The sequence below is a fragment of the Halobaculum rubrum genome (assembly GCF_019880225.1).
Classification (GTDB): Archaea; Halobacteriota; Halobacteria; order Halobacteriales; family Haloferacaceae; genus Halobaculum; species Halobaculum rubrum.
Genome location: NZ_CP082285.1, coordinates 68315 through 93698 on the forward strand (window position 1 = coordinate 68315; position 25384 = coordinate 93698).

Here is a 25384-nt window from a genome sequence, read left to right on the forward strand (position 1 = left end):
GCGAGAATGTGGCTCGACGCGGCGGTTAGAAGGACGCGAGCGCGTCACTGATGCGGTCGGCCGCCACCTCGAGTTTCGACCGCGGGGTGCCGCCGAACGAGAACCGAACCGCGTTAACCGCGGCATCACCGAAGACACGACCGGGCACGCCCTCGACATCGGCGGCGTCGATCAGGTGCCAGTACAGACAGTCACCAGCCGAGACGGGAGCATCTCCCCGGGCCTCGCTGGCCCGGTCGTACCCGGCCAGCGATTCCGGGTCTTCGCGAAGGGGCGCCGCGACGGTGGGCAGGAGGTAGAACCCACCAGCGGGTCGATGAACCGTCACCTTCGGCGACGCTTCGAGCGGCGCGACCAGCGCCTCCATCCGTCGGTGGTAGCGCTCGACCGCGGCATCAGCCCGCTGCATTGGGTCGTCCCCGGCGAGCACCGCCTCGAGCAGCACCTGTCCCGGCGTCACCGACTGCATCGCGACGTTGTCGGTCAGCTGCTCGAGCGGCTCGACGAACCCCGTCGGACAGCGGACGAACCCGAGGCGCCACCCGCTGATGCCGAACACCTTACTGAAACTCCCCACGACCAGCGTCCGCTCGGACATGCCCGGGAACGTGGCGATACTCCGGTGAGAGTGATCCTCGTACGTGAGGAACGCGTACACCTCGTCGGAGACGACCGCGAGGTCCTCATCGACAGCCAGCGCGGCGACCCGTTCCAGCCACTCGTGATCGTACACCGCCCCGGTCGGGTTCGCGGGCGAGCAGATCACGAGTACCTCGATCGGGTGCTCGTGAATCGCTCGCCTGACCCGTTCGACGGGGGGTTGGAACTGCTCGTGTGCGTGCGCCTCGATCGTCACGATCCGGTCGCTCTCGTCGAACATGCGAACCGAGTTCGCATGGTACGGGTAGTGCGGCTCAATCAGCAGTGCCGCCCCCTCCGACGACAGCGCGGCGTTGATCGAGTGGTGGATAGCCGCCTGTCCACCCGCCGTAACAACGATCGCGGGCGCACCGTCGTCGGTGTGTTCGACGGGGATGGGCTCTTCAAGTCGCTCGTTTTGGAGCCACTCGCGGGCGATCGCATCACGGGTGTCCTCTCGACCGATCACGTCGTCGGTGTATTTATGCGGCGTCGCCGCTCGTCCGCTGAACACCGAGGACGGGTCACGAAACGCCTGCGGAGGCGTCACGTCGGTGTCACCGAGTGAGAGGTCGGTCTCCGTCGTCGATCCGTGTCCGATTCCCGAGCCGGTGCCATCGAACCAGTCGCCGATCAGATTGGTGCTGTTCGACATATCAACCACCTCACCGAGGGGACAAAAACCGAGTCGGACGACGCTACTCATCGTGAAGACGGATACAATAGCTGTAGCGCCGTCTTCGCCGCTTTACCCATCGGTGGTCCGGATCGGTGTATGTCGGAATTCGACCCGACCGACCACTTCGAATCAGATCGACTCGCCAAGCGGAACTCCCTGCGTGAGCGTGGGATCGACCCATACCCACCCTCGTTCGAGCCCGATCTCTCGCTGGCGGAGTTCGAGGACCGGTTCGCCGACCATGAGGACGACGAGTTGCCCGATGAGCGGATTCAGCTTGCGGGCCGTATCCGTCGGTTCAACGACCTCGGGAGCGTGGTGTTCTTCGGGATCGAGGACGAGTCCGGCGGGGGCCAACTGTTCATCGACGAGGACACGGATGGCTACGACCTCGTCGAGGATCTCCACCGGGGCGACATCGTCGGTGCGGTCGGCGCTCCGATGCGCACCAACAGAGGAGAACTCTCACTCGGTGTCAAGGACCTACACGTGGTCACGAAGGCGCTCAACCACCCACCGAGTGACGGGCTGAACGACGAGGCGAGAGTTCGGAACCGCCCCGTTGCGATGTGGGACGCCGATCTCCACGAGACGCTTCGAACGCGGTTCGAGGTGATCAGTGCGACGCGCTCGTTCCTCGAGGCGCGCGAGTTCGTCGAGGCCGACACGACCGTCCTCCAGAACGTCTACGGGGGCGCGAACGCGACACCGTTCGAGACATACTGTGAGGCCAAAGACGAGCAGATGTACCTCCGGGTCGCGACGGAGATCGACCTCAAGAAGCTCGTTGTGGGCGGGTTCGAGCGGGTGTTCGAGATCGGGAAGGTGTTCCGAAACGAGGACATCGACACCACCCACAACCCGGAGTTCCAGATGCTGGAACTGTACCAAGCGTGGGCGGACTACGAGGACATGATGGCCATCACCGAGGCGCTAGTGTGCCACCTTCTCGACACCGTCGCCGACGGTGCCCGGCGCATCGAGTACAACGGCGAGACGCTGGACTTCTCGCGGCCCTGGGATCGCGTCACGATGACCGACGCGATCGCTGCGCACAGCGACCTCATGGTCGAGGACCTCTCCGACGAGGAGCTGCGCGCCGAAGCGGAGGCGCGCGGAGCGGAGTTCCCCGGCGGCTTCGAGCGGGGGCTGGGGATCATGGAGTTGTTCGAGGCGGTCGCGGAATCGGAGCTGAACGACCCCACGTTCGTCATCGACCACCCGCAGGAGACGACGCCGCTGTGTAAGGATCATCGGTCGAAGGAGGGCCGCATCGAGCGGTTCGAGCTGTTCGTCGGCGGTGCCGAGTTGGCGAACAGCTACACCGAACTGAACGACCCCGTCCAGCAGGGAGAGCACTTCGCGGCGCAACTGGAACGCTTCGAGGCGGGCGACGACGAGGCCCACCAGATGGACGAGGCCTTCCTCGACGCGCTCGGCTACGGAATGCCCCCGACAGGCGGGTTGGGAATCGGAATCGACCGACTCGTGATGCTGTTGACCGACTCGCAGTCCATCAAGGACGTGCTGCCGTTCCCAATGGTGAGTACAACAAACTGACCCGCGGACGGTACCTACAAGTAGACCCCGCCAGCTCGTCTTCCTGTTCGATGCCCGAGGTCGTGGTCGCCGACACTCGCATGGTGTTCGACGCCTCCGAGGCGGTCGTTCGCGATCGGATTCAGCGGGAGATCGCAGTGACGGACATCGACTACGATCCCACGACAGCGACTGGGACGTTGACCGCGTGGGGTGTCGTCGCCTCCTACTCGTGGAGTATCGAAGCGGATGGAGAGACGACGACTGCGACCGAACGGCTCTCCGTGAACACGCTCGGATTGGCCGGGTTAGTCAGTATCTTCGGTACCATGGCTGTTCTCTCCGCGGTGTTGCTCGGAGTCGGCACCGGAACGCTCGATCTGATGCCGACTCGACCGGGTGGGATCAACCAACCCCCGGAAACCGTGGTGTGGCCGGCGTACGCCACGACCGCTCTCATGGGGCTGCTCTCACTCGGGTCCTCGCTGGGGTTCCTTCGGGTTGGGCGGCTCCCGACGCCACTTCAGGAAGTGGAGGAAGACGTGGTTGAGAAGCACATCAAGAGTCTACTCGTTGGGATCGGCTACATCGTATCGGCGCAAGCTGTTCTGCTGTTCGCCGTCGCGCTTCCGCTCGTTGTGGAGCCGGACCTGATAACCTCCGAGATCTACCGGGTCCCGTTGGTCGTCGGGTTGTTCATCATGGCCGGGGGCACGGCGGGAGTCATCGGCTTGGTGTGGGTGAGTGACGACTGGGAACGCCTCCGCCGTAAGATGCCCCGCCAGTTGCTGGACTTGTCAGGCGATGATCTCACCCAGGAGTATCGTGAGATAACGGTCGAGTTCGACTCGACGAGAGAAGGCGTCGTTCTGGAACGGATCGACGAGGCGGCCTCAACTGTCGGGATCAACATCGACCCAGTCATCGAGTCGCCGAGCGAGCGGCAACTCCTCGGTGGCGGTGAGCTAACGCGATACGGGTTCAACGGTCGGTACGAATGGGAGATCGTACGAGAGGGGCTGGACGACCCCCAGGGGGGCGGTGGATACGTCGTCACCGAGCGACTGTTCGTCGCCGATGACTATCGTGTCGGCGTCATGTTCACAGCCGTGATCGCTGCGTCGCTGGTCTGGATCTCGACTCACTCGGACAGCCTAATTGCGGTACTGTACGCACCGTCGATCTTCGTCGGGCTACTGTTGGGTCTGGGGACGATCTTTCTCCCATCGCTCTTGTACCCTCGTGGGATCGACATCACCGACCCCGCATGTATGGTCAGGCGGGAATCAGAACCTATCACGCGCGTCGCCTGGGTGATTGCGTCGTTGTTCGGCGTGGGTATCGCGTGGCCTTCGACCCTTCCAACAGCTGGGGCGACGCTCACGATTATCGGTCTCGTGGTGTTCGCACTCATCACGTTTCGATACGACTCACTCGTGGAGAAGCTCACACCGGACACACAGCCGGTCTACCTAGCGCATCCGACGCTACAGTACCTGCTAATCACGTTCACGCTGGGTGCGCCGGCGGCGGCACTTGCGTTCCATGGGATCGAGACCGGATCGATCCCAGACCTTCTCCTGTGGGGTGTCCCCATGTACGCACTGCTCAATGTCGGTATGGTTGCACGGGTACTTCGGTCGACCCGTCGAACTGCAGCCGCCCGGTTCGAAGGGATCGGTGCGGAGTCGACGATCGGCCCAATCCGTCGATGGGGGGGATACCTCCTTGCGGTCGGCTTGTCCCTCGCCACGATCGGTGTCACGGTACTGGTCGCGGGTGACCTCTATGCGGCGACGGCGGATCGGAGTCAGCCGGTTCGACTGCTGTTGGCTCTCCCGTTCGTCGCGACCGCTTCTCTCCCGCTGGGGGGTGTCGCGTATCAGGTCACGTCTAAACTCGTGACAGTCTGGCAGCTTTTGGGACGGAGTCAGCCAGTCGACCCGACGGACTACGGGGTTCGTGAGGGAGTAATCGACGCGCAGGTCCGAGTCTACGATGGGCCTGTCGGCGGGGGGCGCGCGATCTCGCTCGGTGGACGCGGGATAGTCTTCTTCTCGACCGGCGATGCGGACGCGCTCGATCCACGGGAGTTGGAGGCACTGTTGGCGCACGAAGATGCCCACGCGTCCGTCTACACAGACGGGGTACTCAGTGTCCTTGCACCAGTCCTCGCTGGGGCTACCCTCACGGGACAGAACGTCCTCTTGGGCGCACTGAACTTCCGTCGCCGCGAACTTCGAGCCGACGATCACGCGGTCGATGCCACGTCGGCTGAGCAGCTGATCGACGCCCTCGAACAGGTTTCCGGGAGACGAGCCAGCGCACAGGCCACCGGTGATCGCCAACAGCCGTCGGACTTCACCGCTGCCGCGTTCGCCTCCTTCGCCCCGCGGGAGCTAGACCTCGGTGTGTTCGGGAGCGTGCTTGGCCTATTCTACGGCGGGTTCACTATGACGCGAGCCCATCCAGATGTCAAGACGAGGGTAAAGCGTCTCCGCCGGCAGTAAACATAAGACCGAGAGGGAGACGGCGTGACGAGCGTTCTCAGATGAACTGGGGAGTGTCGCCTGCCGACGGGTCGTAATCATCGCGGAGGATCGTGTTCAGCTGAGACGTCGTCAACAGGTAGCACGACTTCGCCGGTGTCGGCTCGTCCGAGTAGAACTCGGTTGCCGTCACGAAGTGGCGAACTTCCTTTACCTCGACCTGAACGGCTTCGGGCACACGAGAGAGGTCCTCGACGGAGTCGTTGAAGAATTGACTGGGGATCGTTACGCGGTAGTTGTCGTCTTCGTCACCGACCTCCGTGTATCGATTTCTGCCAGGAGATTTGTAGCGAACCGTCTCGATTCCCCCTTCGACGAGGTTCCCCTCTTGGATCGTGATGTCCTGATCGAGTTCGCGGTCGGAGATTATGACCCACCCGTTCGCGGTATCGTAACTCCAGTGGGCCTGTCCTGTGCCGTCTTCCCGTGGCGGGAGTGACGGATGCTGTAGGATCTCCCGATCGAACACATCTTGCGGAACGGTGACTCTGTGTGCGCTGGAAACCGTCGCGTCGCCGAGGTATTCCCAGTCCGGTGTCGTGCCCCAATCGCTCATGAAAATAGTGGGCCGTGGACATGTATTCAAGATTTCCCCTCCCGGCTGAATCACCCGACTCGAGCGGGAGATCTGCGCTCTCGACAGAACGGTTATGATGCCACGATCAAACGAGTAGCCCGTGCCGAGGCTCGTCGTCGCAGAGCGGACCGGTGACTGGGTTCGCGATCCCCGCAGACCCACAGATCCGCCGCTCGCGAGGGCGCTCGGACGAGAGCGAACGGTCGAGACGAACGAGGAGACGGTGCCGTGGAGAGTGACAGAACGCGTCACCGTCGGCTCCAAATGGTTCCTCGCCGTACTCTTCGGTTTCATATGTCTGATCGTCGGTGAGTTCGCACCCCCCGCGACTCGCTCCACCGGCTGGGCGGTCGCGATCCAAGCGGTCGGGGTGTGCGTTCTCATTGTCTGTTGTCGAGCGACACTCACTATCCCGGGCGTCGTGGTTCGTGACCCGACGGATCGGCTGCCGGGAGTCGGGCCGGTACTGTGGATCGCGGTCCTCGCGGGGTCCGTCCTCCTCGTCGACGGTCCTGTAGGCGTCACGCTTGCCGTAGTCGGCGTGCTCGGTGTCGGCGCTCTCATCGGGTCACCGACGGCACGGAATTACCTGGCAGCGGTCGCACCACGAGCACACGAACGTGTCGAACTCGTCCCCGTCGTCCACGCCCTCGTGACGGGTGGGACCGCGCTGTCTCTGTGGGCGTTTCTGTCGCTCGTGAGCCGCGTCAACGTTCCAATTTTGCCCGTAGTCATCGCCGGTGTAGCGGGACTCGGTATTGGACTCCTCTGTCTCGGCGGAATCACGACGCGAGGGTCCGCCCGTGTGGCGACCGTCCTGGCGGCGGCTGCGATCGTCGGCCTCCCGCTGATCGCGGTCATATTCGGTGACCCGGCTGTTCGTGTCCGGCCGCAACTATCGACGCTCAATCCGGTCGCACTACTCCTCGCCGGTGGGGCAGTCGCGTCGACGTGGGCCGTCGTGTGGAACGGCATCGCGAGCGCGGGCCCAGTGATCGGTAAGTGGTTCGACCGAGAGGGACGCCGTGTCGAGACGCTTCGGTCGGCCGTGTTGGCGACGACGAGCATCGTCTCATCCGCCACGCTTCTCCTCGCGATCGTGTCCGTGGGCGGCTGTCTGTTTTGGCTTAGCGTTTCCGGCCGACTGACTCCCCGATGGCCGCTGCTCGGGGCGGGACTGTTGTTCGCGACCCCTCTGTGGGTACTGCTCGGCGGTGTAACCTACCAAGCGCGCCGTGTGGTGCAGTCTGCGGTTCGGTTCCGTCGGTACCCACCGGCGGGAGATCTGCTTCCACCCCTGCCAGTCGAACCCCGGTACTCGGTGTACGTCGTCGATGACGACGGCTTCTTCGCCGCCGCCTACAGCGACCCGTGGACAGACCGGATCGTTCTCTCACGGGGGGCGATATCCGAACTCTCTCCGGCTGAGCTGGCCGCGATTATCGTCCACGAGGAGAGTCACATCGTGCACCGTGGGGCGTGGTTGCAGGTGGTGCTCGCGTTGGCACCCCTAGGTGCGCTCCTCGGTCGAAACGTCGTGTACAGCCTGTACGACTTTATGACCCGGGAGGAGACAGCCGACGAGATGGCGGTCCGACGGCTCACAGACAGCGGCATCGACGGAACCGAGGCCCTGTTGAGTGCGTTGCGCTCCGCGGAGGGGATGCCGTCACCGCAATCACGGTGGCTCACGTTCCTCCCGACTGCGACAACGGTGCGCACCGACGAAACCGACCGTACCGGACCGGTCGACAGACTGTACCTCCTCCTGTTCGGGAACTTCGCTGGACAGGTCCATCCCGCTTCACCCACCCGTCGTGAGCGGATTCAGGCGCTCCGTGACGACGAGCGCGAATCGACCACCGAGTGACAGTGGCTACACCGACTGTAGACCTGCCCGAACCGTTTGAATCCATACACGGTATCGAAGGTACACTGTGTTCGTGTATAGGGATCGACACCCACTGATCGGCGGCGGTCACGATCGGAAGGGCGGATGAGCGTGCGATCGCCGTGGGTCCGATATCGACTGGAGACGCCTGAGGACGCGGTCGGCGTGTACGAGCTCGGGAAGATGACATTTGGAACAGTCCGGACAGTGTACTTGGGATCCGGAACGGTCTCGGAGCGCCTTCGGGCTCACCGGCGGAGTGACACAAAGTGTTTCACACACTACCGGTGTGTGTACACCAACGACCGACGGCGCGCCCGTCAGATCGAACGGCGAGAGCAGCGTCGATATCGGGCCCGCCACGGATCGCTCCCAACGTACAACGCTCAAGTGGGATGATTGCCCGAGGCCGTCCCGCCCGCAGGCGACCCGTGCAACCGTCGCACCCCACCAGTCAAACGTGCACCGAGTGTTCGATTCCTCGAGAACGCAAACAGCCATCACAACCCGACCCATGCCGACGATCACCGTCCTCAACGACATTCACCTCAAGCCAGCCTACGAGTCGGTCGTCGACGACTTCCGACTCCCACGTGGTACCGACGGCGTCGTGATCGCAGGCGACTTGTTGGACAAACCCGAACGGGACCACTGCGAGCAGGCCCGGCAGCTACTCGCCCGACTCGACGCCCACGACGTACCGACGGTGTACGTCCCCGGGAACCACGACCCGCTTGCCACCGCCCGGATCGTCGCCGAGGGGTTCGACTCCGTCGAACTCGCACACGACCGGTCGGTGACGGGAGCGGCGTTCGACGGGCAGACCGTATTCGACGACGTCGCTGTCGTCGGCTGGGGCTGTACGCAGTTCGACGCAGGCTGTGAGATCGAGTACGAGTCAGCATCGGAATTCGCGATCCGTGACGAGCACGGCCACGTCGACCGCTACCGAGAATCGCAGGCGAGCCAGCAGCTGCTGGGGGCTGTGGACGCGCTCATCGACGGCGCCCGCGACGTGTCCGAGGTGCGTGACGCCCTCGGCCTCCCGGCCGTGGCCGATGAGGACCTCACTCGCATCCGCGAGGTCGGAACTCGCCTCCGCGATCACATCATCACCCCGGAACGGACGCTCGTCGCAACACACGTCCCACCGTTCGGAACCGACCTCGACCGCCACCACTCAGCTGAGAACCGGCCGATGGACGGCTTGCACGAGGGGTCACTCGCCATCGCCGGCGCGATCCGTGCCACGTCCCCAGCCTTCGCCGTCTCGGGACACAGTCACGTCCGAGGCTACGGGACATACGACGCTCCGCCACCACATCTGTTGAACGGCGGGTTTCGAGGGATCACGACAGTCGAACTCGAGGGCGACAGGGTCGGGTTCGAGTTTCACACCCCGGATTGGCTCCCTGGCGAGTGATGACGAACCGTCCAAATAGACCACCAGTTCTACCGATACTGTTTTTTATCTCTTGACCGCTGAACAGTCTGCGGTCATCGGTGTCCCAATCGATTGACCTCATCTTGTGGTGTCCTCCGATCACGTCCGAAACTGGATCCCCTCCTCGTGAGCCTCAATATCGATGTACGTGGTTTCCGATGAACGAACGGTGTAGGTGAATTCCTCAATGTTCCCCTGGTACGAGGTCACGATCCGAACGTCGTCACCGACGTCTAACGGAACCAGGGGGAGCACATACGAGCTGTCGGTCCGGATGGTACGGTCCAACACAACTGTTCCGTCGACGAAGATGGTTATCCCGACCGAAACAGGTTCGTACGCCGCGTTCGAGAACGTGACGATCGCCGCGTGATCGTTCGAGGTGAACCGCTCGTACGTGATCACTTCGTCGCCACCGGCGGGACCGGTCGGAGCCGGGGACGGCTCCGTTATCTCGAAGTATGGGTCTGAGTCGGGAGTCGGCGTTTGCTGGCCCCCCGTACAGCCGGCACTCACTATCAGCACACCCACACAGACCACGAGCAGTCCCCGGTGCGCCCGGTCGTGATCGATCATATCACGTCCACGTCAGAGCACCCATCTCAATCTACCGCCGGGACCGGACATCGTTTGTCTTGTCTGATCGGACTGCCTGTAATCGGCGTCACCGAGTGGCCAGCACGCTACAACTTCTGTAGCCTGTAGGAGACTTATTCCCGGGAGTTCGTCCTCATCGCAGGTGATGGCACACCAGTCGTCAGCGCCCGATGCGGGTTCCGCGATGGAGGCTCCGACGGGCCCCAGCGTTCCCGACGGTGAGTGGACCCGACCGGAGATGTATCGCGCGGTCATCGAACTGGAGGCACCGTCCGCGGCACTCGACGACTTAGCTGCGGTTCGGCAGTTGGTTGACGACGTCGTCGAGCGCTTCGGGTTCACGCTCCTCCAATACGAGGCCGTCGACTTCGCACCGATCGGCGTGACTGGCTTCGGTGTCATCGGCGAGTCACACATCTCCGTACACACGTGGCCGGAACATCGGTACGCGCACGTCGAACTGTTGACGTGCACGGACCTCCCAGACGCCGAAACGCTCCGTGAGCGGTTCCCGCTCCCCGACGAGTACCTCGTGGAGGTGCGTCGCAGTGAGCCGTGAGGCGTCCGCAGCGTTGTGTGCCGACGAGTGTGGCTCCGCCTGCTGTACCGGAGGCGCGTACCTTCGACCGGCGGATGCAGACCGGCTCCGGGCGGCGGGACACGAGACCGCCGTCGCCGACGACGGTCGCCGGACGGCAACAGGAGCCGACGGTGCATGCCAGCTTCTAGACGAGGAGGGGCACTGCACCGTCTACGACGACCGCCCCCTCGACTGTCGACTCTTCCCGCTCGGGTTCGTGCTCGACGACGAATCGGCGGTCGTTCGGATCGTCCTAGTTGGCTGCCCACTCAGTAGCCGATACTCGAGTGATGACCGGCGCGAGCTCGTGTCACGGGCACGGGCGCTTCTGGCGAAGTTCGACGCCACGGAACTGCGTCGATACGACGACCTCCCGTTCACCGGTGAGCACAACGAACTGGCGACGATCGCTTACGACACCCTTCCACACGACCTATGACCTACGACACTACCGAGACCCACTGGTTCGCGAACTACCACTCCGAGACGATGTATCAGTACGTCTGTGCAGAGCCGATCCACGTCGAGGACACCAGCCTCCAGAAGGTGACCGTCCTCGACTCCGAGCGCTACGGCCGGATAATGACCCTCGAAGGTGAGATCCAAATCGCGACCGATTGCGACCACTGTGTCCACGAGCCGATGATCCATCCGGCGATGTTGACGCACCCGGACCCGCAGGACGTCCTCGTCATCGGCGGTGGTGACGGAGGGTCCAGCCGTGAACTACTCAAGCACGACCCGCGACGCATCGACGTCGTCGAACTCGACAAACGCGTGGTCGAGGTGTGTAAGTCGTACTTCCCGGAGTTCGCGGCCGGGTTCGACGACGACCGCGTCACCCTCCACTTTGAGGACGGGCGAGAATTCGTTCGTGAGACGGAGCGGGAGTACGACGTCGTTGTCTTGGACATCTCCGACCCCAAGGGGCCCGCCTCGTCGGTGTTCACGCGGGAGTTCTATACGGAACTACGGCGGTGTCTCCGTGACGACGGTGTTCTAGTCACGCACTGTGAATCGCCGGACTCGGCCGGCGATACGTTCTACCGCATCAACGCCACCCTGAGTGACGTGTTCGAGTTCGCGCGCCCATACCGACACTGGGTCCCGGCGTACATCGACTTCTGGGGACGCACCGTCGTGTCGGACGCCCACGACCCCCTCGAGTTGACAGTTGAGGAGATCGCGACGCGGCTCGACGAGCGGGGGATCGACACCGAGTGGCTCACGCCGGACCTGTGCCATGCCATGTTCCGGTCGCTGAACAAGCGAGTTCGCTCGAACCTCAACGAGGAGTGGCCCATCCTCACCGAGGAGGCGACGGTGGAGTTCACTCGCCCCTGACAGCCTCACACTGTCGGTGCGTTGTTCCCCGGCTGGTGAACGGTCCGGGGTGGACTGGACCCGAGAGTTATTTGACTACGTCCTGATCCACTCACACAAGACCTCCGATGGGCGTTGGGAATGGCTCGGGGAAAACACCGTCAGGGACAACAAAGACGGCTATTTCATATCGCTTCCGGCGGACCCAGGGGGCGTCGAGGAGTTGATCTTCAGCGCGCCCGAGAACGCAGAACTGGCCGGTTACTGGTCGTGGGATAGGGCCGCAGGATGGATCCTGCTGTCCGAACAACAGCTGCGACACGGTGACGAACACAACGGCGATCTCATTTCGGCATACCCACCGAAATACGATCTCAGAAATGGAGGTCGGATCGAGATCCCGGACATGTTGTTCGCCGGCTCAGACGACCCGCAATCGGACTTCGACCAGAGGGTACCGAGCCACGTCGCGATGAACGCCGGAGAGACGCGGCACTTCTTCACGTGGTCCGAGTGGGGAGAATCCGGCCCGAACGCCATGGTCCTGTTGAGCATGAAGGACCTCGACATTCCCGGTCCCAGTGGGCAGGGGATGACGTTCGGGTCCAGCGGTCCGCGTTTTGGGGGCGATTCTGTGGCGGATATCCTTCCCGACCCGCACTTCGAGCTCGAGGCCGCCAACTCATAGCTCGAACGCCCGCTGGACTCCCAACTCCGTCGGCTGTGCGTCTACCGGTCGGTGTCGATCGAGGTGGTAGTAGAGGGTTCCATGCAGGTCGGTGACCGCCTCTGCGATTCGAGTGACACTCTCGACCGTGTCGACGATCACGGATCGTGGGTGGTGAGGACGGGGACACGCCACCGCGACGGTTTGGGTTTCGCCGATCACGTACACTCTCCCCTGTCTGTGTGTCATAGCTGAGTAGTCCAGCCGAAGGTCTTTGCTATTATATATACTTTTTATACTACTTGCCTCACTACAGAGTCCGTCTGAATGTTCGCTCGGAACTTCGCTCGATATCCCTTCGACACTCCTCGAAGAACTTTCCACAGAAACCGACCTCACCCTTCTGCTTTCGCGATCGTGAGCGGCCGGTCCTGAAACAATACCACCTTCCAAATCTCGCTGTCTCGTCCGATTCACACAGGTGTCTCGTCGGGGGATAGCGAACGATGGATGCGGTTTTTGGGGTGGGCAATTAGTGAAATATTCATATATGATAAAATTGGGCTGAGATTCAATATGTAGATAATAAAGAGGGCAAGAGAATGGATCCACTCGATTCGTTGGAAAAGATGCTGAACCGGAAGCTTGGTTACGAAATCATGTACAAATTACTGGAGTCTGACTCCTCTAGAGTAAGAAGATCTGAACTAGTCAGACACAGTGGGGCTAAATCTGAAACGGTTCGGGTCTGGCTGAATGACGCTGAAGAAGCGGGGATTGTCAAAAATAACAAGTACCATAATTCAGACGGAGAGGAAATCTCAGAGTATGAGTCACTTGTCTCTATTGTCGGTGAGCGCAGGGAGGTACTCAGGAGTAGAGGTTCAGAGCCGCGTGATGTAAATGGCCAACATACCGACAGAACTGGAATATCTGCTTGGGATGACGGACATCGATCTTCGGGGTCGGGCAAAAAATAGATTATTTTTATTAAATCCAAAGCTACAGCCCCCAGAGCTCGAAGCGCACGACAGTGATCGCTTCGAGGTAGTAAGCCACAGCACCGGACAGACTTAGTGGTCGCTCACCGTATCTACTTCGAATGCAACGGAGGTGGCACTTGGCCCTCGTCGCTGTGGTTGTCGTCCTCGCGGGCTGCACTGGGGGAACACCAGGCGTCACGGATGACGGTGGGTCACCGGTACCGTCCACTTCTGACACACCCACAGCTGAGCAGTCGCAGTCGTCGTCGGCCGAGGGCTCGATGGAGGTCCACTTCATCAACGTAGGCCAGTCCGCGAGCACGCTCATCATCGGGCCCACGGGTGAGACGATGCTCATCGATACTGGCGATTTCCGGACTGACGGAGAACACGTCCTTTCGTATCTCAAAGAGCACGATATCGAGCGAATCGACCATCTCGTCGTCACCCACAATGACGCTGACCACATCGGGGGAAACGCCGCGGTGATCGAGTATCTCGAAACCGAGGGTGAGGGGGTCGGCGCTGTGTATGACCCCGGGATCGCCGCCAGTACGCAGACGTACGAGGCGTATCTCGATGCGATCGAAGAGTACGACGTCACGCTGTATGAGGTCCGCGAAGGTGACGATCTTCCATTCGAGGGCGTCGAGACCCGCGTGCTTGGACCGCCAGATCCCTATCTGGATGTCGACAGCCGCAACGAGAACGGGATCGTGCTCCACCTGACGTTCGGCCAGACAAGCTTCCTCCACACCGGGGACGCCGAGGAGCACCAAGAGGAGTACCTCGTTGAGGAATACGGCGAGTCACTCAACGCGACCATCTTCAAGGCCGGCCACCACGGCAGCGATAGCAGCTCCAGCTCCGAGCTTCTTGATCTCGTCTCGCCAGAAGTAGCCGTGATCTCCAGCGCCTACGACTCACAGTACGGTCACCCACATGAGGTCGTCCTGGAGCGGTTCGCCGAGCGGTCGATCCCGATCTACTGGACGGCGACCCACGGCACGGTTGTCATGGAGACTAACGGCTCAGCGGTCACGGTCAAAACGCAAGCCAAAGCACCGACGGATCCGCTCGCGATTCGTGATGGTGACCCGGTCGAGCCGGGCACGACCACACCCGTCGAGCAGCGCGCTGTGATCACAGCTGTGGGCGGCAACGTCCAGACGGTCACGCCGACGACAACGTCGACGCCGACTTCCACCGATGGCGGATCCGACCCCGACGCGCTCGAGCTCGTTGAGGTACACGCGGACGCCGAGGGATCGGATCGCGACAACCTGAACGACGAGTATGTCGTCTTCGAGAACACCGGCGACACCGAACTCGACCTTTCAGGGTGGACAGTCGAGGACGCCGCCGACCACGTCTACACCGTTCCTGAGGGAACAACGCTCGCGCCTGGGGGTCAGATCACCCTCCACACGGGGAGTGGCTCGGATACAACAACTGACCTGTACTGGGGCACATCTGCACCAGTCTGGAACAATGGCGGGGATACAGTAACTGTCCGAGCGGAGGATGAGACGATCGTGCTGCAGGAGGAGTACAACTAATGACTGATGATACCGACGACGTCCCCGACGGGGAGCACATAGCAGTGGTCGATCGCTTCGAGGGCGACCTCGCCGTCCTGGAGGTGACGACACCCGACGGGCTCCGTCAACTTGTCGTCGACGAGAGTGAGCTACCCGAGGATGGCCGCCACCAGGATGCCGTCCTCGAAGTGACTGTGGACTCGCAGGAGTTGATGGAGGCCATGTACAACGAGCGGGAGACGGAATCACGAGCGGAGTCGGCACAAGATCGGTTCGACCAGCTTTCGAACCGGCTTGGGTCTGACACTACGGACGACCACTAGAGTGGCCGGGACACGACGATCCCACAACGGTAATATTAGCGCAAGTTAGATGCGGATCTAACTATCCCAGAGTTTGACGCTGCAGATACGAAGGCGGCATGGAACCGTGGGGAGAGTGCCGCCGCGATCGCGACCGCAGTCCGAGAGCTCCGACTCCCCGACCGAGTCGGCGATGCGGCGAGTGACCAGCTCGTCGTCGCCCACGAGCATGATCTACTCCGTGGCCGTGGCATTCGACCCTTCGCCGCTGCCGCGCTCCGAATCGAGAGTATCGCGGCCGGGCTTCCGCGACCCCTGTGTCGGATCGCCGCTGCTCTCGATATTGATGAATTCGCTGCTCGAGAGGCGGTCAAGCAACTGCAGGGAACAGGTGAGGTGCCGCTCGTGCTCACGGATGTCGAAACGGTACTCATTCAACTTTGCTTCGAAGCAAATCCACCCGACGCTGTCGCGACTGAAGCGTTCGCCTGTCTCGAAGCACTCGAGGATGCGGGCAAGACGATCAATCGCTCGCGAGCAGGGATCGCTGCTGCGTGTCTTGTCTACGCGTACGATCTGGTCAACCTCGCATCAGCGCCAACACACGAGGAGATCGCCGCGATGGCAGGCACGACGCTCATGACGACGTACACACGTCGCGACGAACTGGAGACTGTCCTTGAGGCGGAGTGACTGACGTGAGACGGCGCGTACAATAGTGTTACGAGTCGTCGAGTGGCCCAATCGCCTCGTTCTTATCTGGTGCGTCGACGTCGGGCTCGGAGCGCCACTGCCAGTAAGCGTACTCGTACCCGTCCTGCGGTTCTTTGATCGAGATGTACGCACGGTCGGGGACGGCCTCGTAGTCCGTCGGGTCAGCCGAATAGCCGGATGCTTCGACCCGACGACGGAACTCCTTCTGGTGGTCACCGTTGGGTTCGGTGGCCGTTTTGTGTTCGGCGAGGTTGGCTGCCCACGCTGCAAGTTCGCGGAGGCGGTCCGCCGATTGCCGTTCGAGTGGCTCGACGACGTACGCGGGCGCATCCTCGGGCGGCGTAGGTGGGGATTCGTCCGCCATTATTATCCCACAATTTGAATTGTGGGGTATTGTGAGTATCGGCCGGTCTGGTGAGTTTGTGCCTTCGAGGTGGTGAACCGGCTTCTGGTCGAGGAGACTCTATAGGTAAGTACAGACGATCTGTCTATTGTTCAGTACAGGAGGGCGGAAGACATTGACCCACAGTGTATCTACCTTCACGAGTCTGGACACCTCTCAAAGTCTCGCTTTCTCCTTCAGCCACTTTGGTCGTGAATGGTTGACTGTAACTTTCTATTACTTTGTATTCATATGTTCCTGGCTCTTTAGGCGGTGTACTGTAGGTCCATACTCGACGCCACTGTGCTTGATTCTCAGTCTCTGTGTCTGTTGAGGGGATTTTCTCCCAGTTCCACCACCCTTCAGAGGATGAGATCCTTTCACCATCAATAATGAACGAGAGATCAGTAACTTGAAAGAATTCCTCTAATTTTTCACGGGGTTCATCACCAACAGTTCCCCAGACTCCCGTATGGTGTATCCTCTTCCCAGCAGGGACGTATTGGCGGTTACCCAGTTCTTCTGCAGAGACAGGGTGTGGATAGCGCGTTTGTTTCCAAGGAAGACGGTGACGACTCTGTTCAGTTGAGCTTGAAGTGTCACTGTTTTGTTCTGCGACCGCTTTCGGGACACTACTTACTGCTCCCAAACTGAACAGGGTGAGAACTGCACGTCTGTTGATACTGTACGAATCTATCTTGGAGTCTGATGGCTGTTCTGTCATTTGCTCAAACTAACCTTCGGCTGGTCTTCTACGATTTCGTAGTTGCCACACTCTGAGCAGATAATTCGATTATCATCGGGATTCCGTCGCAGGATTGCCACCTGGTTGCAACGACCACACCGAACGAGAAGATCGTCACCACTACCGTGCAACCAGAGTTGTCCCTCGTCATTCCTTCCAATAGGCCAGCCATGATGATCGCTGTGACAGGTCTGGCACAGCGTAATTAGGTTGCTTGTCCTATGTGATCCACCCTCTGAAAGAGGCGTTTTATGATGAACCTGTAATTTAGCGGTACTATGGGGTCCGCCTTGTGTATCGCAACCTTGATTCTGACACTGGTACTCATCTCGTTGAAGTATCCGCTGGCGAACACTCTTCCAGTTTGAAGGGTATCTATCGGTTTCGTTTTCCCGACTAAGTTCACGTTTTAGGATTTCTGCTTTCGACTGCGGATGCGACGGAGAGGTCGTAAAAGCGAAATGCGAATCGACTCCGCGTGCATCATGGAATGTCACATCACACCCATCTATAATACACTCTGTCATAGTTGGTGCGAGTACTTCCAATAGTCCCTGATGGCACGCTTATACGCCTCATCTTTAGATTCCTCTCCCTCAACTACGCGACGGTTTCGCTCCTGAATGAGGTCGCCCATTGCGTCGTAAATACGGTCGACGAAGGTATCCTCATCACCTGAGAGAGGCACCTGATTCTCCTCACTCACGTCGACTCGAATCGTGCCTTCAGTTAATATATTCACATTTTTGACACCCTCCATCTGGAGTGCCGATTTCAGGGTGTCTTCACCGATATACGAAGTCCCAGTATCGAGTATCGTGGTGTGAGGTGGATCACCTTTCGAGAAGTATTTGAATCGAACAGGGCTATTGGTGCGGGGAGTCAGCCGAATCTGCACCCCTCCGCCCATTGATCGGCGGATCTCATAGTCAAACACATCTCTGACTTCTTTCTCTTGGGCATGATACTCTGCTTCCAACTCATTCACACGCTTGCGAGCAGCATGGCGTACGAGTTCAGCTCCGCTCTCGTGATTTCCGTGTCGATACACCTCCTCAATTCGCTGTGCAAGGGTGTCTGGAATCTTAGGTCTCATTTTCATGTACTCCGTACTCTATCTAGAGTACACGTAGCAATGTTTCTTGTACTGGAAAAACTTTGTGCTGCCCGCACCAATATGCTGTCTACGTGGGTTTCATCCCGTTCAACCCACTCACGCAGCCACGATCGGCATCCCACCCTCGGAGTTTTGTTCGCCTATAAAATGAAACACGACAGGATATCCGGAATAGCTCTTCGCTCCTATCGGTCGCCGGATGAAGTACCACTGAGTGCGTCCTCTGCAGCACCGCGAAGCCGCTCGACGTCGTCATCCCGATAGCTCGCGTGGGTGGTCTCGACTGACTGGTGACGCAGCACCTCCTGAGCGAGCTCGGCACTCGTATCGTACAGTTCGTCACCGAGCCCTCGACGAGCGCCGTGAGGCAGCAACTCTTCGCCATCTTGCGTGATCCCGCTCTCGGCCGAGAGCCGCTTCAGGAGCGATCGTGCACCGGCCGTCGACAGCGCCGGCGGGACCAATTCGTACTCGCGCAGCAGCGACCACACAGTTTCCTTCGTCGGCTCCTCGCTGACGGCGTCGGCGTCGCGAACAACGTCGTACAGACTCGGGAGGTGGGCCGTCGGGAACACTGGCCACTCCTCGGTCGGTGGATCCTGTCGTCGGCGATGCGCGCGAAGGCGTTCGACGCCGGGCTCGAGTAGGGGCGACTGGTGCCTCATCAATCGAGTTTGCATCGAGCGCGTCGACGGCAGCGTCGAGATCCCATTCGGCGACAGCCGACCATGCGAGGTCGTACCAGTCGGCCGATTGGAAGTACGTACACCCCGCCATGAGATACGAACAGGCTCAGGTCCAATTGATTTGAATCTAGCGACTGCGCTGTTCAATCAGTAGACGGTGGTCGAGTCGCGTTGTCCCTTTCAGCACGGGAGTCAGCCTGGTGCAGAGATTGTCATTACCCTACCAAATTTTATTTATATATTATTACCGAGTGACGAACGTGCCCGAATTGCATCGCCGACAGTTCATACAGCTTGCTGGCTCAGGGCTCGGAGCAGTCCCAGTTTTTTCTACCAGTTCTCTAGGGACAAACTCAGCTCGGGCAAATAGTCAAGACAGACAATTTCGGGATCGGATTGGAGTCAATCACGTCGACGGAAACTATCACCTGACCGATGATGATTATCTGAATGAAGGTGCGAAGCAAATTCGCGACCTTGGATCACGAGTCATCAAACTCTGGTTCCACCACATTGGGACACAAGGAGAACAAAAATATCGCTACAACAGCGATTGGCCGGAGCAGTTCACTGACATGGTTGAGATCGCGCGTCATGAGTACTTCAGGGAACTGTTCCAACGCGATTTTAGGACGTATGTTTTGGTCGCATATTCGATGAACGACTCCGGTGGGTTTTCTCATGGAGAAGGTGGAAAACACTATTTCAGACATGGTGTCAGTGATGCACAACTACAACATGAGGAAGAGTCGTTCTATGAGTTAACGGCCCATCTTCTAGAAGAGTACCACGGGACGGGGAAAGAATTCATTCTCCAGCATTGGCAGGGTGATTGGGCAATCCTTCCGTTTTCTGCACGGGATGAAGTCAAGGCGAATCAGATCCGTGAGGATGACCAAGAGCCAACCGCCACAGCTGTCGAGGGGATGATTCAGTGGTTGAATGCTCGTCAGCGAGGCGTCAATCGGGCGCGGCAAGAAATTGACAGTGATGTCAAAGTCCTTCATGCAGCGGAGGTCAACATGGTTCGGCGAGCGATGCGTGGTCAGCGACGCGTGATCAACCAGGTAGTGCCTGAATCCACTGTCGATCTGGTCTCACACAATTCTTATCGAGAGATGTGGGCGGCACACAGACGCTGGAATCCGAATGAAGCACCGCAAAAAATGCGGGACATCCTTGATTTCGTCAACCAGCATGCTCCTACGCCCGGTGAGTATGTGACAGAGACATTAGTAGACCCAGATAAGAACGTCTTCATAGGGGAATACGGACTGCCCCTCACGTGGGTGGGTGACAAAAACGGCACGAGGATCTCCAAATTGGCTACTAATGTCTCTCTCGACTGGGGTGCTACGTGGACACTGTACTGGCAAATCTATGGGAATGAAGACGGCAAGGGCTTCTGGTTGATTCGTCCAGATGGATCGAAAACTCCTCTCTACGAGTATTTCAAACGGATTATCTCAGAGAACTCCCTCCCACAACTCCCTGAATACACGTCTGTTGTCTTCAGTTTTAACCGAGCCGTGTTGGAGCACGAAGTCAATGAAGATGTCTCAAAAGCGGACAGCCGGTGGCTGACATTTGCCTGTTCGCAGCTGGAGTTTTTAGACGGTGAAGGAACTGTCATCAAGTCCTACGATATTGGCGATCCGATGCATGAGCCCGTGTTATCGGGGGGAACTTCATGGCCTGCCGAACATGGGGGCAGATCTTGGCGCTGGTTCGTTGGAGAGGACGCACGAACTGCTCAGACGTACATTTACATCCCCGCTGAGATTGCAGCCAATGCGGCTGCACTCAGGATCACTGGACGGCCGGTTCAGCAAGTAGATCTCGAAGTTACAATTACTGTTGGAGATGAATCAGCCGGAACAATAGACATTCCAGAGAACAGCCGTTGGCAACGCTATTCATTAGAGTTTGCCTCTGCTCCGACTGGTCGTACATCCACCCCGACACCGACCACAACCGAGTCTTCAACTGGCACCACCTCACTGACCCCAGCAGAATCTTCACCTACAGGATCGGCGGTTGAATCCACATCCAATAGCCAAACAGCGGTAAGCCAACCAGGCTTCACAGTCCCACTGACAGCCATCGGAATCACGGGGGGACTTGGATTATTGAGATATTTCAAGACTGATCCGGATGGTGACTAACCTCTTGATGATCCATCAGTTCACTCTGTGTCAGGGTAGCTGGTCCTGGAGAACATGAGAAGCGGTACACAAGGTCTTGAGTAGGCAAATCACTCAATAGTCGTTTGGGAGAATTGTATTCTATACTCCGCTCAGTGGTGCAACCCTGGAGCAATTTTGAATCCTTCGGCTCTGTTGAAATCATTAGAAATTGATATAAATACTTGCTAAATATAGAAGCCGAATACAGCAGACCCGGTCGTCACGACGTGATTCGACGGAGCCAGGCTCCAAGCACCAGTAACAGGATTCCGATTACGAGCAACTGAGATTCTCGGAGAAGGATCGATAGAAACGGCTCGTATCCCCCTACAGGCCCTTCAAAGGGGCCAATGACCCGATAGAGATAGAACACGAGATAGATGAGCCCGGGGCCAGTGGCACTGGCTGTCACCGTCGCTCGTGCAGACGGTCGCGTGTAGAGGAACACCACCAACACGACGTTGAAGATGAGTGGTACAAGCCCCCCAAAGTACGAATTCACGACCGCAACCAGGAAAAACAACAGAGAAACGCCGATAACGAACCCTACGCGGTGGGTCTCGCTCCGACCAACATAGGCAACAATCCGACCGACGCCCTGCTCAACCCACGCTGAACCTGGCTCACTCATAAATATAGTTTCCATCGCAACTGCAAAACTATTCGGCCACCCTGAGCAAGAGTGACGACGCGTGCTGCATATGCGCCCTGTATTCAGCACGGTTGTACGAATACCTAGCATAATTATCAGAAATTTCGCCGATAGGTTCGCACACCTAATTAGCGGCCGATTCAAATGTTCGCCTGTGAAAGGAAACGCGACAGGATATCCGGAATAGCCCTTCGATTCTATCGATTGCCGGATGAAGTACCACTGAGCGCGTCCTCAGCAGCATCGCGGAGGCGCTCGATATCGTCATCGCGATAGCTCGCGTGGGTGGTCTCGACGGACTGGTGGCGCAGCACCTCCTGGGCCAACTCTGCACTCGTATCGTACAGCTCATCACCGAGCCCTCGACGGGCGCCGTGCGGTAGCAGCGGCTCGCCATCCTGTGTGATCCCACTCTCGGCCGAGAGCCGCTTCAGGAGCGAGCGCGCCCCCGCCGTCGACAGCGCTGGCGGGACTAGGTCGTGCTCGCGCAGCAGCGGCCACACAGTACTTTTCGTCGGTTCCTCGTCAACGACGTCGGCATCGCGAACGACCTCGTACAGACTCGGCAGGTGCCCAGTCGGGAAGACCGGCCACTCCTCGGTCGGTGGATCCTGTCGTCGACGATGCGCGCGGAGCCGTTCGACGCCGGGCTCAAGTAGGGGTGACTGCTGCCACTCCTGGGTTTTCCCGTACACGCGGAGCACGCCGTCCTCGAGGTCGACGTCGCGCCACCGGAGGCCGCTACGGCGCTCATTCTGGGGGTCACGGAACAGCTCGGCGCCGCGAGCGCCGGAGTACGCGAGGACAGCGACGAGCGCACGGTCCCGAGTTGCTCGATCTGCTTCGAGCCAACCGTGATCGAGCGCGTCCTCAGTGCGCCAGTCCAACCACCGGACGATATCGTCGCGCGTCGACGGGCTCCAGAACTGCTGGCGATCGTCGTCGCGAACGCCGACGGAGCGGTCGGGGAGCCCGTCGCTCGCGACCGCCGACTTCGCCGGATTCGACTCCAGGGCGTCACGTTCGACGAGGAACGTGCAAAAGGAGCGGACGAGCGCATAGTACTGGTGGGCTGTGCGGCCGGTGATGCCGGTGGTGGGATCGTCTTCGCGTGCCCACGCTCGCCGAGCGAGGTGGTCGGCAAATTGCTCGAGCTGGCGTTGGCCGAGATCCCGAACCTGATCAGCGCCCCGCCGCTGCGCTCGCTCGACGAAGTCGCCAACCACACGCTCGACCTCCCCCCGGTGACGTCCGGAATCTCCTTTGCTCACGTTGGCGACGAACGCCTCGAGGGCGTCAGGTAGCGGTGTGGAAGGGCGAACGCGGCCTGTGAACCCCTGTTGTTCGTCTCCGGTATCCATGTGACTCACCCGAGGGCGCGGGGGTACTAGAATCCACTTGTGCTTACTGGCGTAAGCTAGAGTGGATCAAGCAGAATCGTAATCTGATGCAATTAGCCTTCATACCCCCGAATTCGACCGATATATCGGAATCCGCCCTCGTATAAATCGTATATTGCGATAGAAATTCTCTTCTGTGCCAAATCAGCGGTCATCGAAAAATAGAGTACATAATAAATAATTCAGTTGTAGTTTCCATAGATTCTGCTTATTTTGTTCTCAGCAGAGCCGAATGTTTACAACCCACATTGCCTTGAACCAGAATATGGCTGAGTTGTCACGTCGGTCTCTCTTATCGACATCGGGCATTCTCACTGCGAGCTTACTCGCAGGCTGTGGACAGCCCTCAACCAACAACAGCGATGAAACCAGCGTACAAACAGAAGCGGAAACTACGAAATCAACCGCCAGATCGGCAACTGCGGCGGATACGGCCGCAACCATCGAAGCGACTCTCGATCAAACGGACCTCGTTCACGGAGAGTCTATTACGGTCACAATCGACATCGAGAACACTGAAGACGAAGAGTTCGCGCAGACGCTTTCGGTGTCTGTCGGTGGTCACCAATTGAAATCGCAGAGTGTGTCGCTCAGTCCCGGTGAAACAACCCAAGTCGAATTAACAGCGACACCACCGGACACGGGCACACAAACAGTCGCAGTTGGCGACCGAGAAATTGGGACGGTCGTCGTTCGAGCCGCCAAGCCAGACACCGTTCGAGATGTCGGTGCGCACTATTATCCGTGGTATGGAGCGCCGTTACACAGCTGGAACGATGGTGAGTGGAGTTTAGAGTCGCCGTCGACACCCGTTCTGGGGAACTACAATTCCACCGACCCAGACGTCATTGAACAGCACATCGACTGGTGTCGCCAAGCCGGCATCTCATGGCTCAACGTTTCTTGGTGGGGACGACACAGAAGTCACGACAACCGCCTGCAGCAGGATATCCTTGAGCATCCTCGTGCCGACGAGCTTGAGTGGTCGATTCTATATGAAACAACTGGTCGATTGGGTTCTGAGCCTGTCGAATTCGATGATAACGTTATTCAAAGCGAATTTGCTGACGATCTCAGTTATCTCGCTGAGACGTATTTCCAGAGAGACGCGTACAAGCACATCGACGGTCGGCCAGTATTGTATATCTGGGTGGCGCAGAACCTTCGTGGGGACGTTCGGGGCGCCTATGAAGCAGCGGTTGAGGCTGCCGGTGTACGACCGTACCTCATCGTGGACATCCCAACACAGTCCGGAGTCAACGCATCTCCGATCGTCGAGGTCGCGGACGCAGTCACGACATACAGTGTGTACGACCCACAAAATCCCACTGTTGACGCGTTCGTTGAGGCCGCACAATCATCATACCGGTCATGGTATCGAGCGGCAGAATACGTCGATGTTGACGTAATTCCGACTGCGGTTCCTGGGTTCGATGACACCGAGATTACTCACGTCCAGCGAGACAACGAACCGGTACAATCGACACCGGAGATCTACGAGCAGACGGCAAATGCAGCCCGCCGATACGCTGATGGCCCAATCCTTGTTACCTCATTCAATGAATGGTATGAAGACACACAGATTGAGCCGAGTGAGGAACACGGGACCGCGTACTTAGATATTACAGCGAATGCCCTTGCCACCGAAGAGCGTGAGGAACCGACATTTGATGGCGAGACATTCACAGTATCCTTTGATCGAACTGTTTCAGAGTCAGCGATGAATCCTGACGTTGAGAACGGGCGTCAGCTCACGTTCATGCTTCAGCAGTTGACTATCCGGAACGCAAATGGTCAAGCAGAGCTCGATGCCGACATTGGAACTGGTGTCGACGAAGTTGCGTTCATTTTGGGGTCGTACGGACCCGAACAGTCCGATGATAACACATGGCAGTGGCTCGGTGGGGGCTCTGAAACTGTAATCAGCGTTCCCTCACTGCCGGAGTCTGGCCAGGTCGAACTTACAGGACAGGGAGCAGGTGAAATGCCCATCACACTGAAGATCGACGGCCAGCGCATGGATACCACGACAATCACAGACCAGTTTGACACGTACACGCTATCAATAAACTAGCGCTGGCTTCGAAAGGCCGAACTGACGAGGAGCATAGACCATCTACCCCGCGAGATATCCAGTCTAGTTAGGCTAATTAGTTAGCCTAACTAGATAGACCGTTGGACGCGTCTGTCT

Annotated in this window: 25 protein-coding genes and 1 pseudogene; 15 read left to right on the forward strand and 11 right to left on the reverse strand. The window is 59.1% G+C overall.

The window, feature by feature from the left end:
• Positions 1-25 precede the first annotated feature (25 nt).
• A complete protein-coding gene (locus tag K6T25_RS15350; RefSeq protein ID WP_222918145.1) occupies positions 26-1294 on the reverse strand; it encodes a pyridoxal phosphate-dependent aminotransferase in 1269 nt (422 codons plus the stop codon).
• A gap of 120 nt (positions 1295-1414) precedes the next feature.
• On the opposite strand from K6T25_RS15350, the gene lysS reads away from it, so the two are divergent.
• Positions 1415-2878 carry a lysine--tRNA ligase gene (gene lysS, locus K6T25_RS15355; RefSeq protein WP_222918147.1) on the forward strand — a complete coding sequence of 488 codons (1464 nt, stop codon included), beginning with the start codon at positions 1415-1417 and terminating at the stop codon, positions 2876-2878.
• A gap of 50 nt (positions 2879-2928) precedes the next feature.
• Positions 2929-5367, forward strand: a complete 2439-nt coding sequence (locus tag K6T25_RS15360; protein ID WP_222918149.1) for a M48 family metalloprotease — start codon at positions 2929-2931, stop codon at positions 5365-5367.
• A gap of 37 nt (positions 5368-5404) precedes the next feature.
• Here the strand turns inward: K6T25_RS15360 and K6T25_RS15365 are convergent, their stop codons facing one another.
• A complete protein-coding gene (locus K6T25_RS15365) occupies positions 5405-5962 on the reverse strand; it encodes a hypothetical protein (RefSeq protein WP_222918151.1) in 558 nt (185 codons plus the stop codon).
• A 121-nt stretch (positions 5963-6083) separates the two neighbouring features.
• On the opposite strand from K6T25_RS15365, the gene K6T25_RS15370 reads away from it, so the two are divergent.
• Both K6T25_RS15370 and K6T25_RS15375 read left to right on the forward strand, forming a co-directional pair.
• The gene (locus tag K6T25_RS15370) at positions 6084-7853 is read left to right on the forward strand and encodes a M48 family metalloprotease (RefSeq protein ID WP_222918153.1); all 1770 of its coding nucleotides are present in this window, start codon (positions 6084-6086) and stop codon (positions 7851-7853) included.
• Positions 7854-8388: 535 nt separating this feature from the next.
• Complete coding sequence (locus K6T25_RS15375) at positions 8389-9297, forward strand: metallophosphoesterase family protein (RefSeq protein WP_222918155.1); 909 nt, start codon at positions 8389-8391, stop codon at positions 9295-9297.
• 120 nt (positions 9298-9417) lie between these two features.
• Here K6T25_RS15375 and K6T25_RS15380 read toward each other — a convergent pair whose 3' ends face one another.
• Positions 9418-9894, reverse strand: a complete 477-nt coding sequence (locus K6T25_RS15380; protein ID WP_222918157.1) for a hypothetical protein — start codon at positions 9892-9894, stop codon at positions 9418-9420.
• Positions 9895-10060: 166 nt separating this feature from the next.
• On the opposite strand from K6T25_RS15380, the gene speD reads away from it, so the two are divergent.
• The 4 genes from speD to K6T25_RS15400 are packed head-to-tail and all read left to right on the forward strand — an operon-like array spanning position 10061 to position 12506.
• Entirely contained in the window at positions 10061-10474 is a 414-nt protein-coding gene (gene speD / locus K6T25_RS15385) for an S-adenosylmethionine decarboxylase (protein ID WP_222918159.1), read from the forward strand.
• Positions 10464-10934 (forward strand): YkgJ family cysteine cluster protein, encoded by a 471-nt coding sequence (locus K6T25_RS15390; RefSeq protein ID WP_222918161.1) that lies wholly within the window; start codon positions 10464-10466, stop codon positions 10932-10934. The genes speD and K6T25_RS15390 overlap by 11 nt, the downstream gene beginning before the upstream one ends.
• On the forward strand, positions 10931-11839 hold the full coding sequence (gene speE, locus K6T25_RS15395) for a polyamine aminopropyltransferase (RefSeq protein ID WP_222918163.1): 909 nt from the start codon (positions 10931-10933) through the stop codon (positions 11837-11839). Before K6T25_RS15390 ends, speE begins: the two co-directional genes overlap by 4 nt.
• 49 nt (positions 11840-11888) lie before the next feature.
• Positions 11889-12506, forward strand: coding sequence for a hypothetical protein (locus K6T25_RS15400; protein WP_222918165.1), 618 nt, complete (start codon positions 11889-11891; stop codon positions 12504-12506).
• Here K6T25_RS15400 and K6T25_RS15405 read toward each other — a convergent pair.
• Positions 12501-12734 (reverse strand): hypothetical protein, encoded by a 234-nt coding sequence (locus K6T25_RS15405; protein ID WP_222918167.1) that lies wholly within the window; start codon positions 12732-12734, stop codon positions 12501-12503. The two genes, K6T25_RS15400 and K6T25_RS15405, sit on opposite strands and share 6 nt — an antisense overlap.
• A gap of 353 nt (positions 12735-13087) precedes the next feature.
• Between K6T25_RS15405 and K6T25_RS15410 the strand changes: the two genes are divergently transcribed.
• The 5 genes and pseudogenes from K6T25_RS15410 to K6T25_RS15625 all read left to right on the forward strand — a co-directional run bounded on the left by K6T25_RS15410 (position 13088) and on the right by K6T25_RS15625 (position 16004).
• Positions 13088-13465, forward strand: a complete 378-nt coding sequence (locus K6T25_RS15410) for a hypothetical protein (RefSeq protein ID WP_222918169.1) — start codon at positions 13088-13090, stop codon at positions 13463-13465.
• A gap of 284 nt (positions 13466-13749) precedes the next feature.
• Positions 13750-15027 (forward strand): lamin tail domain-containing protein, encoded by a 1278-nt coding sequence (locus K6T25_RS15415; protein WP_321170892.1) that lies wholly within the window; start codon positions 13750-13752, stop codon positions 15025-15027.
• A complete protein-coding gene (locus K6T25_RS15420; protein ID WP_222918172.1) occupies positions 15027-15332 on the forward strand; it encodes a DUF3006 domain-containing protein in 306 nt (101 codons plus the stop codon). Before K6T25_RS15415 ends, K6T25_RS15420 begins: the two co-directional genes overlap by 1 nt.
• A 126-nt stretch (positions 15333-15458) precedes the next feature.
• Positions 15459-15671 (forward strand): annotated as a pseudogene (locus tag K6T25_RS15850) (cyclin family protein); the annotation flags it as partial.
• A gap of 45 nt (positions 15672-15716) precedes the next feature.
• Positions 15717-16004 (forward strand): transcription initiation factor IIB family protein, encoded by a 288-nt coding sequence (locus K6T25_RS15625; RefSeq protein ID WP_225917874.1) that lies wholly within the window; start codon positions 15717-15719, stop codon positions 16002-16004.
• Between the two features lie 28 nt (positions 16005-16032).
• Here K6T25_RS15625 and K6T25_RS15430 read toward each other — a convergent pair whose 3' ends face one another.
• The 5 genes from K6T25_RS15430 to K6T25_RS15450 all read right to left on the reverse strand — a co-directional run bounded on the left by K6T25_RS15430 (position 16033) and on the right by K6T25_RS15450 (position 18844).
• Entirely contained in the window at positions 16033-16389 is a 357-nt protein-coding gene (locus tag K6T25_RS15430; protein ID WP_222918173.1) for a hypothetical protein, read from the reverse strand.
• A gap of 124 nt (positions 16390-16513) precedes the next feature.
• A complete protein-coding gene (locus K6T25_RS15435) occupies positions 16514-17131 on the reverse strand; it encodes a hypothetical protein (protein ID WP_222918174.1) in 618 nt (205 codons plus the stop codon).
• Entirely contained in the window at positions 17128-17679 is a 552-nt protein-coding gene (locus tag K6T25_RS15855) for an HNH endonuclease (protein ID WP_225917875.1), read from the reverse strand. The genes K6T25_RS15435 and K6T25_RS15855 overlap by 4 nt, the downstream gene beginning before the upstream one ends.
• Positions 17676-18248: a hypothetical protein gene (locus tag K6T25_RS15630; protein ID WP_225917876.1), complete on the reverse strand. Its 573-nt coding sequence runs from the start codon at positions 18246-18248 to the stop codon at positions 17676-17678. Before K6T25_RS15630 ends, K6T25_RS15855 begins: the two co-directional genes overlap by 4 nt.
• Positions 18249-18454: 206 nt before the next feature.
• The gene (locus K6T25_RS15450) at positions 18455-18844 is read right to left on the reverse strand and encodes a hypothetical protein (protein ID WP_222918176.1); all 390 of its coding nucleotides are present in this window, start codon (positions 18842-18844) and stop codon (positions 18455-18457) included.
• Between the two features lie 371 nt (positions 18845-19215).
• Here K6T25_RS15450 and K6T25_RS15455 point away from each other — a divergent pair, with 371 nt between their 5' ends.
• Positions 19216-21120 carry a hypothetical protein gene (locus K6T25_RS15455; RefSeq protein WP_222918177.1) on the forward strand — a complete coding sequence of 635 codons (1905 nt, stop codon included), beginning with the start codon at positions 19216-19218 and terminating at the stop codon, positions 21118-21120.
• Between the two features lie 241 nt (positions 21121-21361).
• Here K6T25_RS15455 and K6T25_RS15460 read toward each other — a convergent pair whose 3' ends face one another.
• Complete coding sequence (locus K6T25_RS15460; protein ID WP_222918178.1) at positions 21362-21772, reverse strand: hypothetical protein; 411 nt, start codon at positions 21770-21772, stop codon at positions 21362-21364.
• Positions 21773-21990: 218 nt separating this feature from the next.
• Positions 21991-23019, reverse strand: a complete 1029-nt coding sequence (locus K6T25_RS15465) for a tyrosine-type recombinase/integrase (RefSeq protein WP_222918180.1) — start codon at positions 23017-23019, stop codon at positions 21991-21993.
• A gap of 439 nt (positions 23020-23458) precedes the next feature.
• On the opposite strand from K6T25_RS15465, the gene K6T25_RS15470 reads away from it, so the two are divergent.
• Positions 23459-25267, forward strand: a complete 1809-nt coding sequence (locus K6T25_RS15470; protein WP_222918182.1) for a glycoside hydrolase family 99-like domain-containing protein — start codon at positions 23459-23461, stop codon at positions 25265-25267.
• Positions 25268-25384 lie beyond the last annotated feature (117 nt).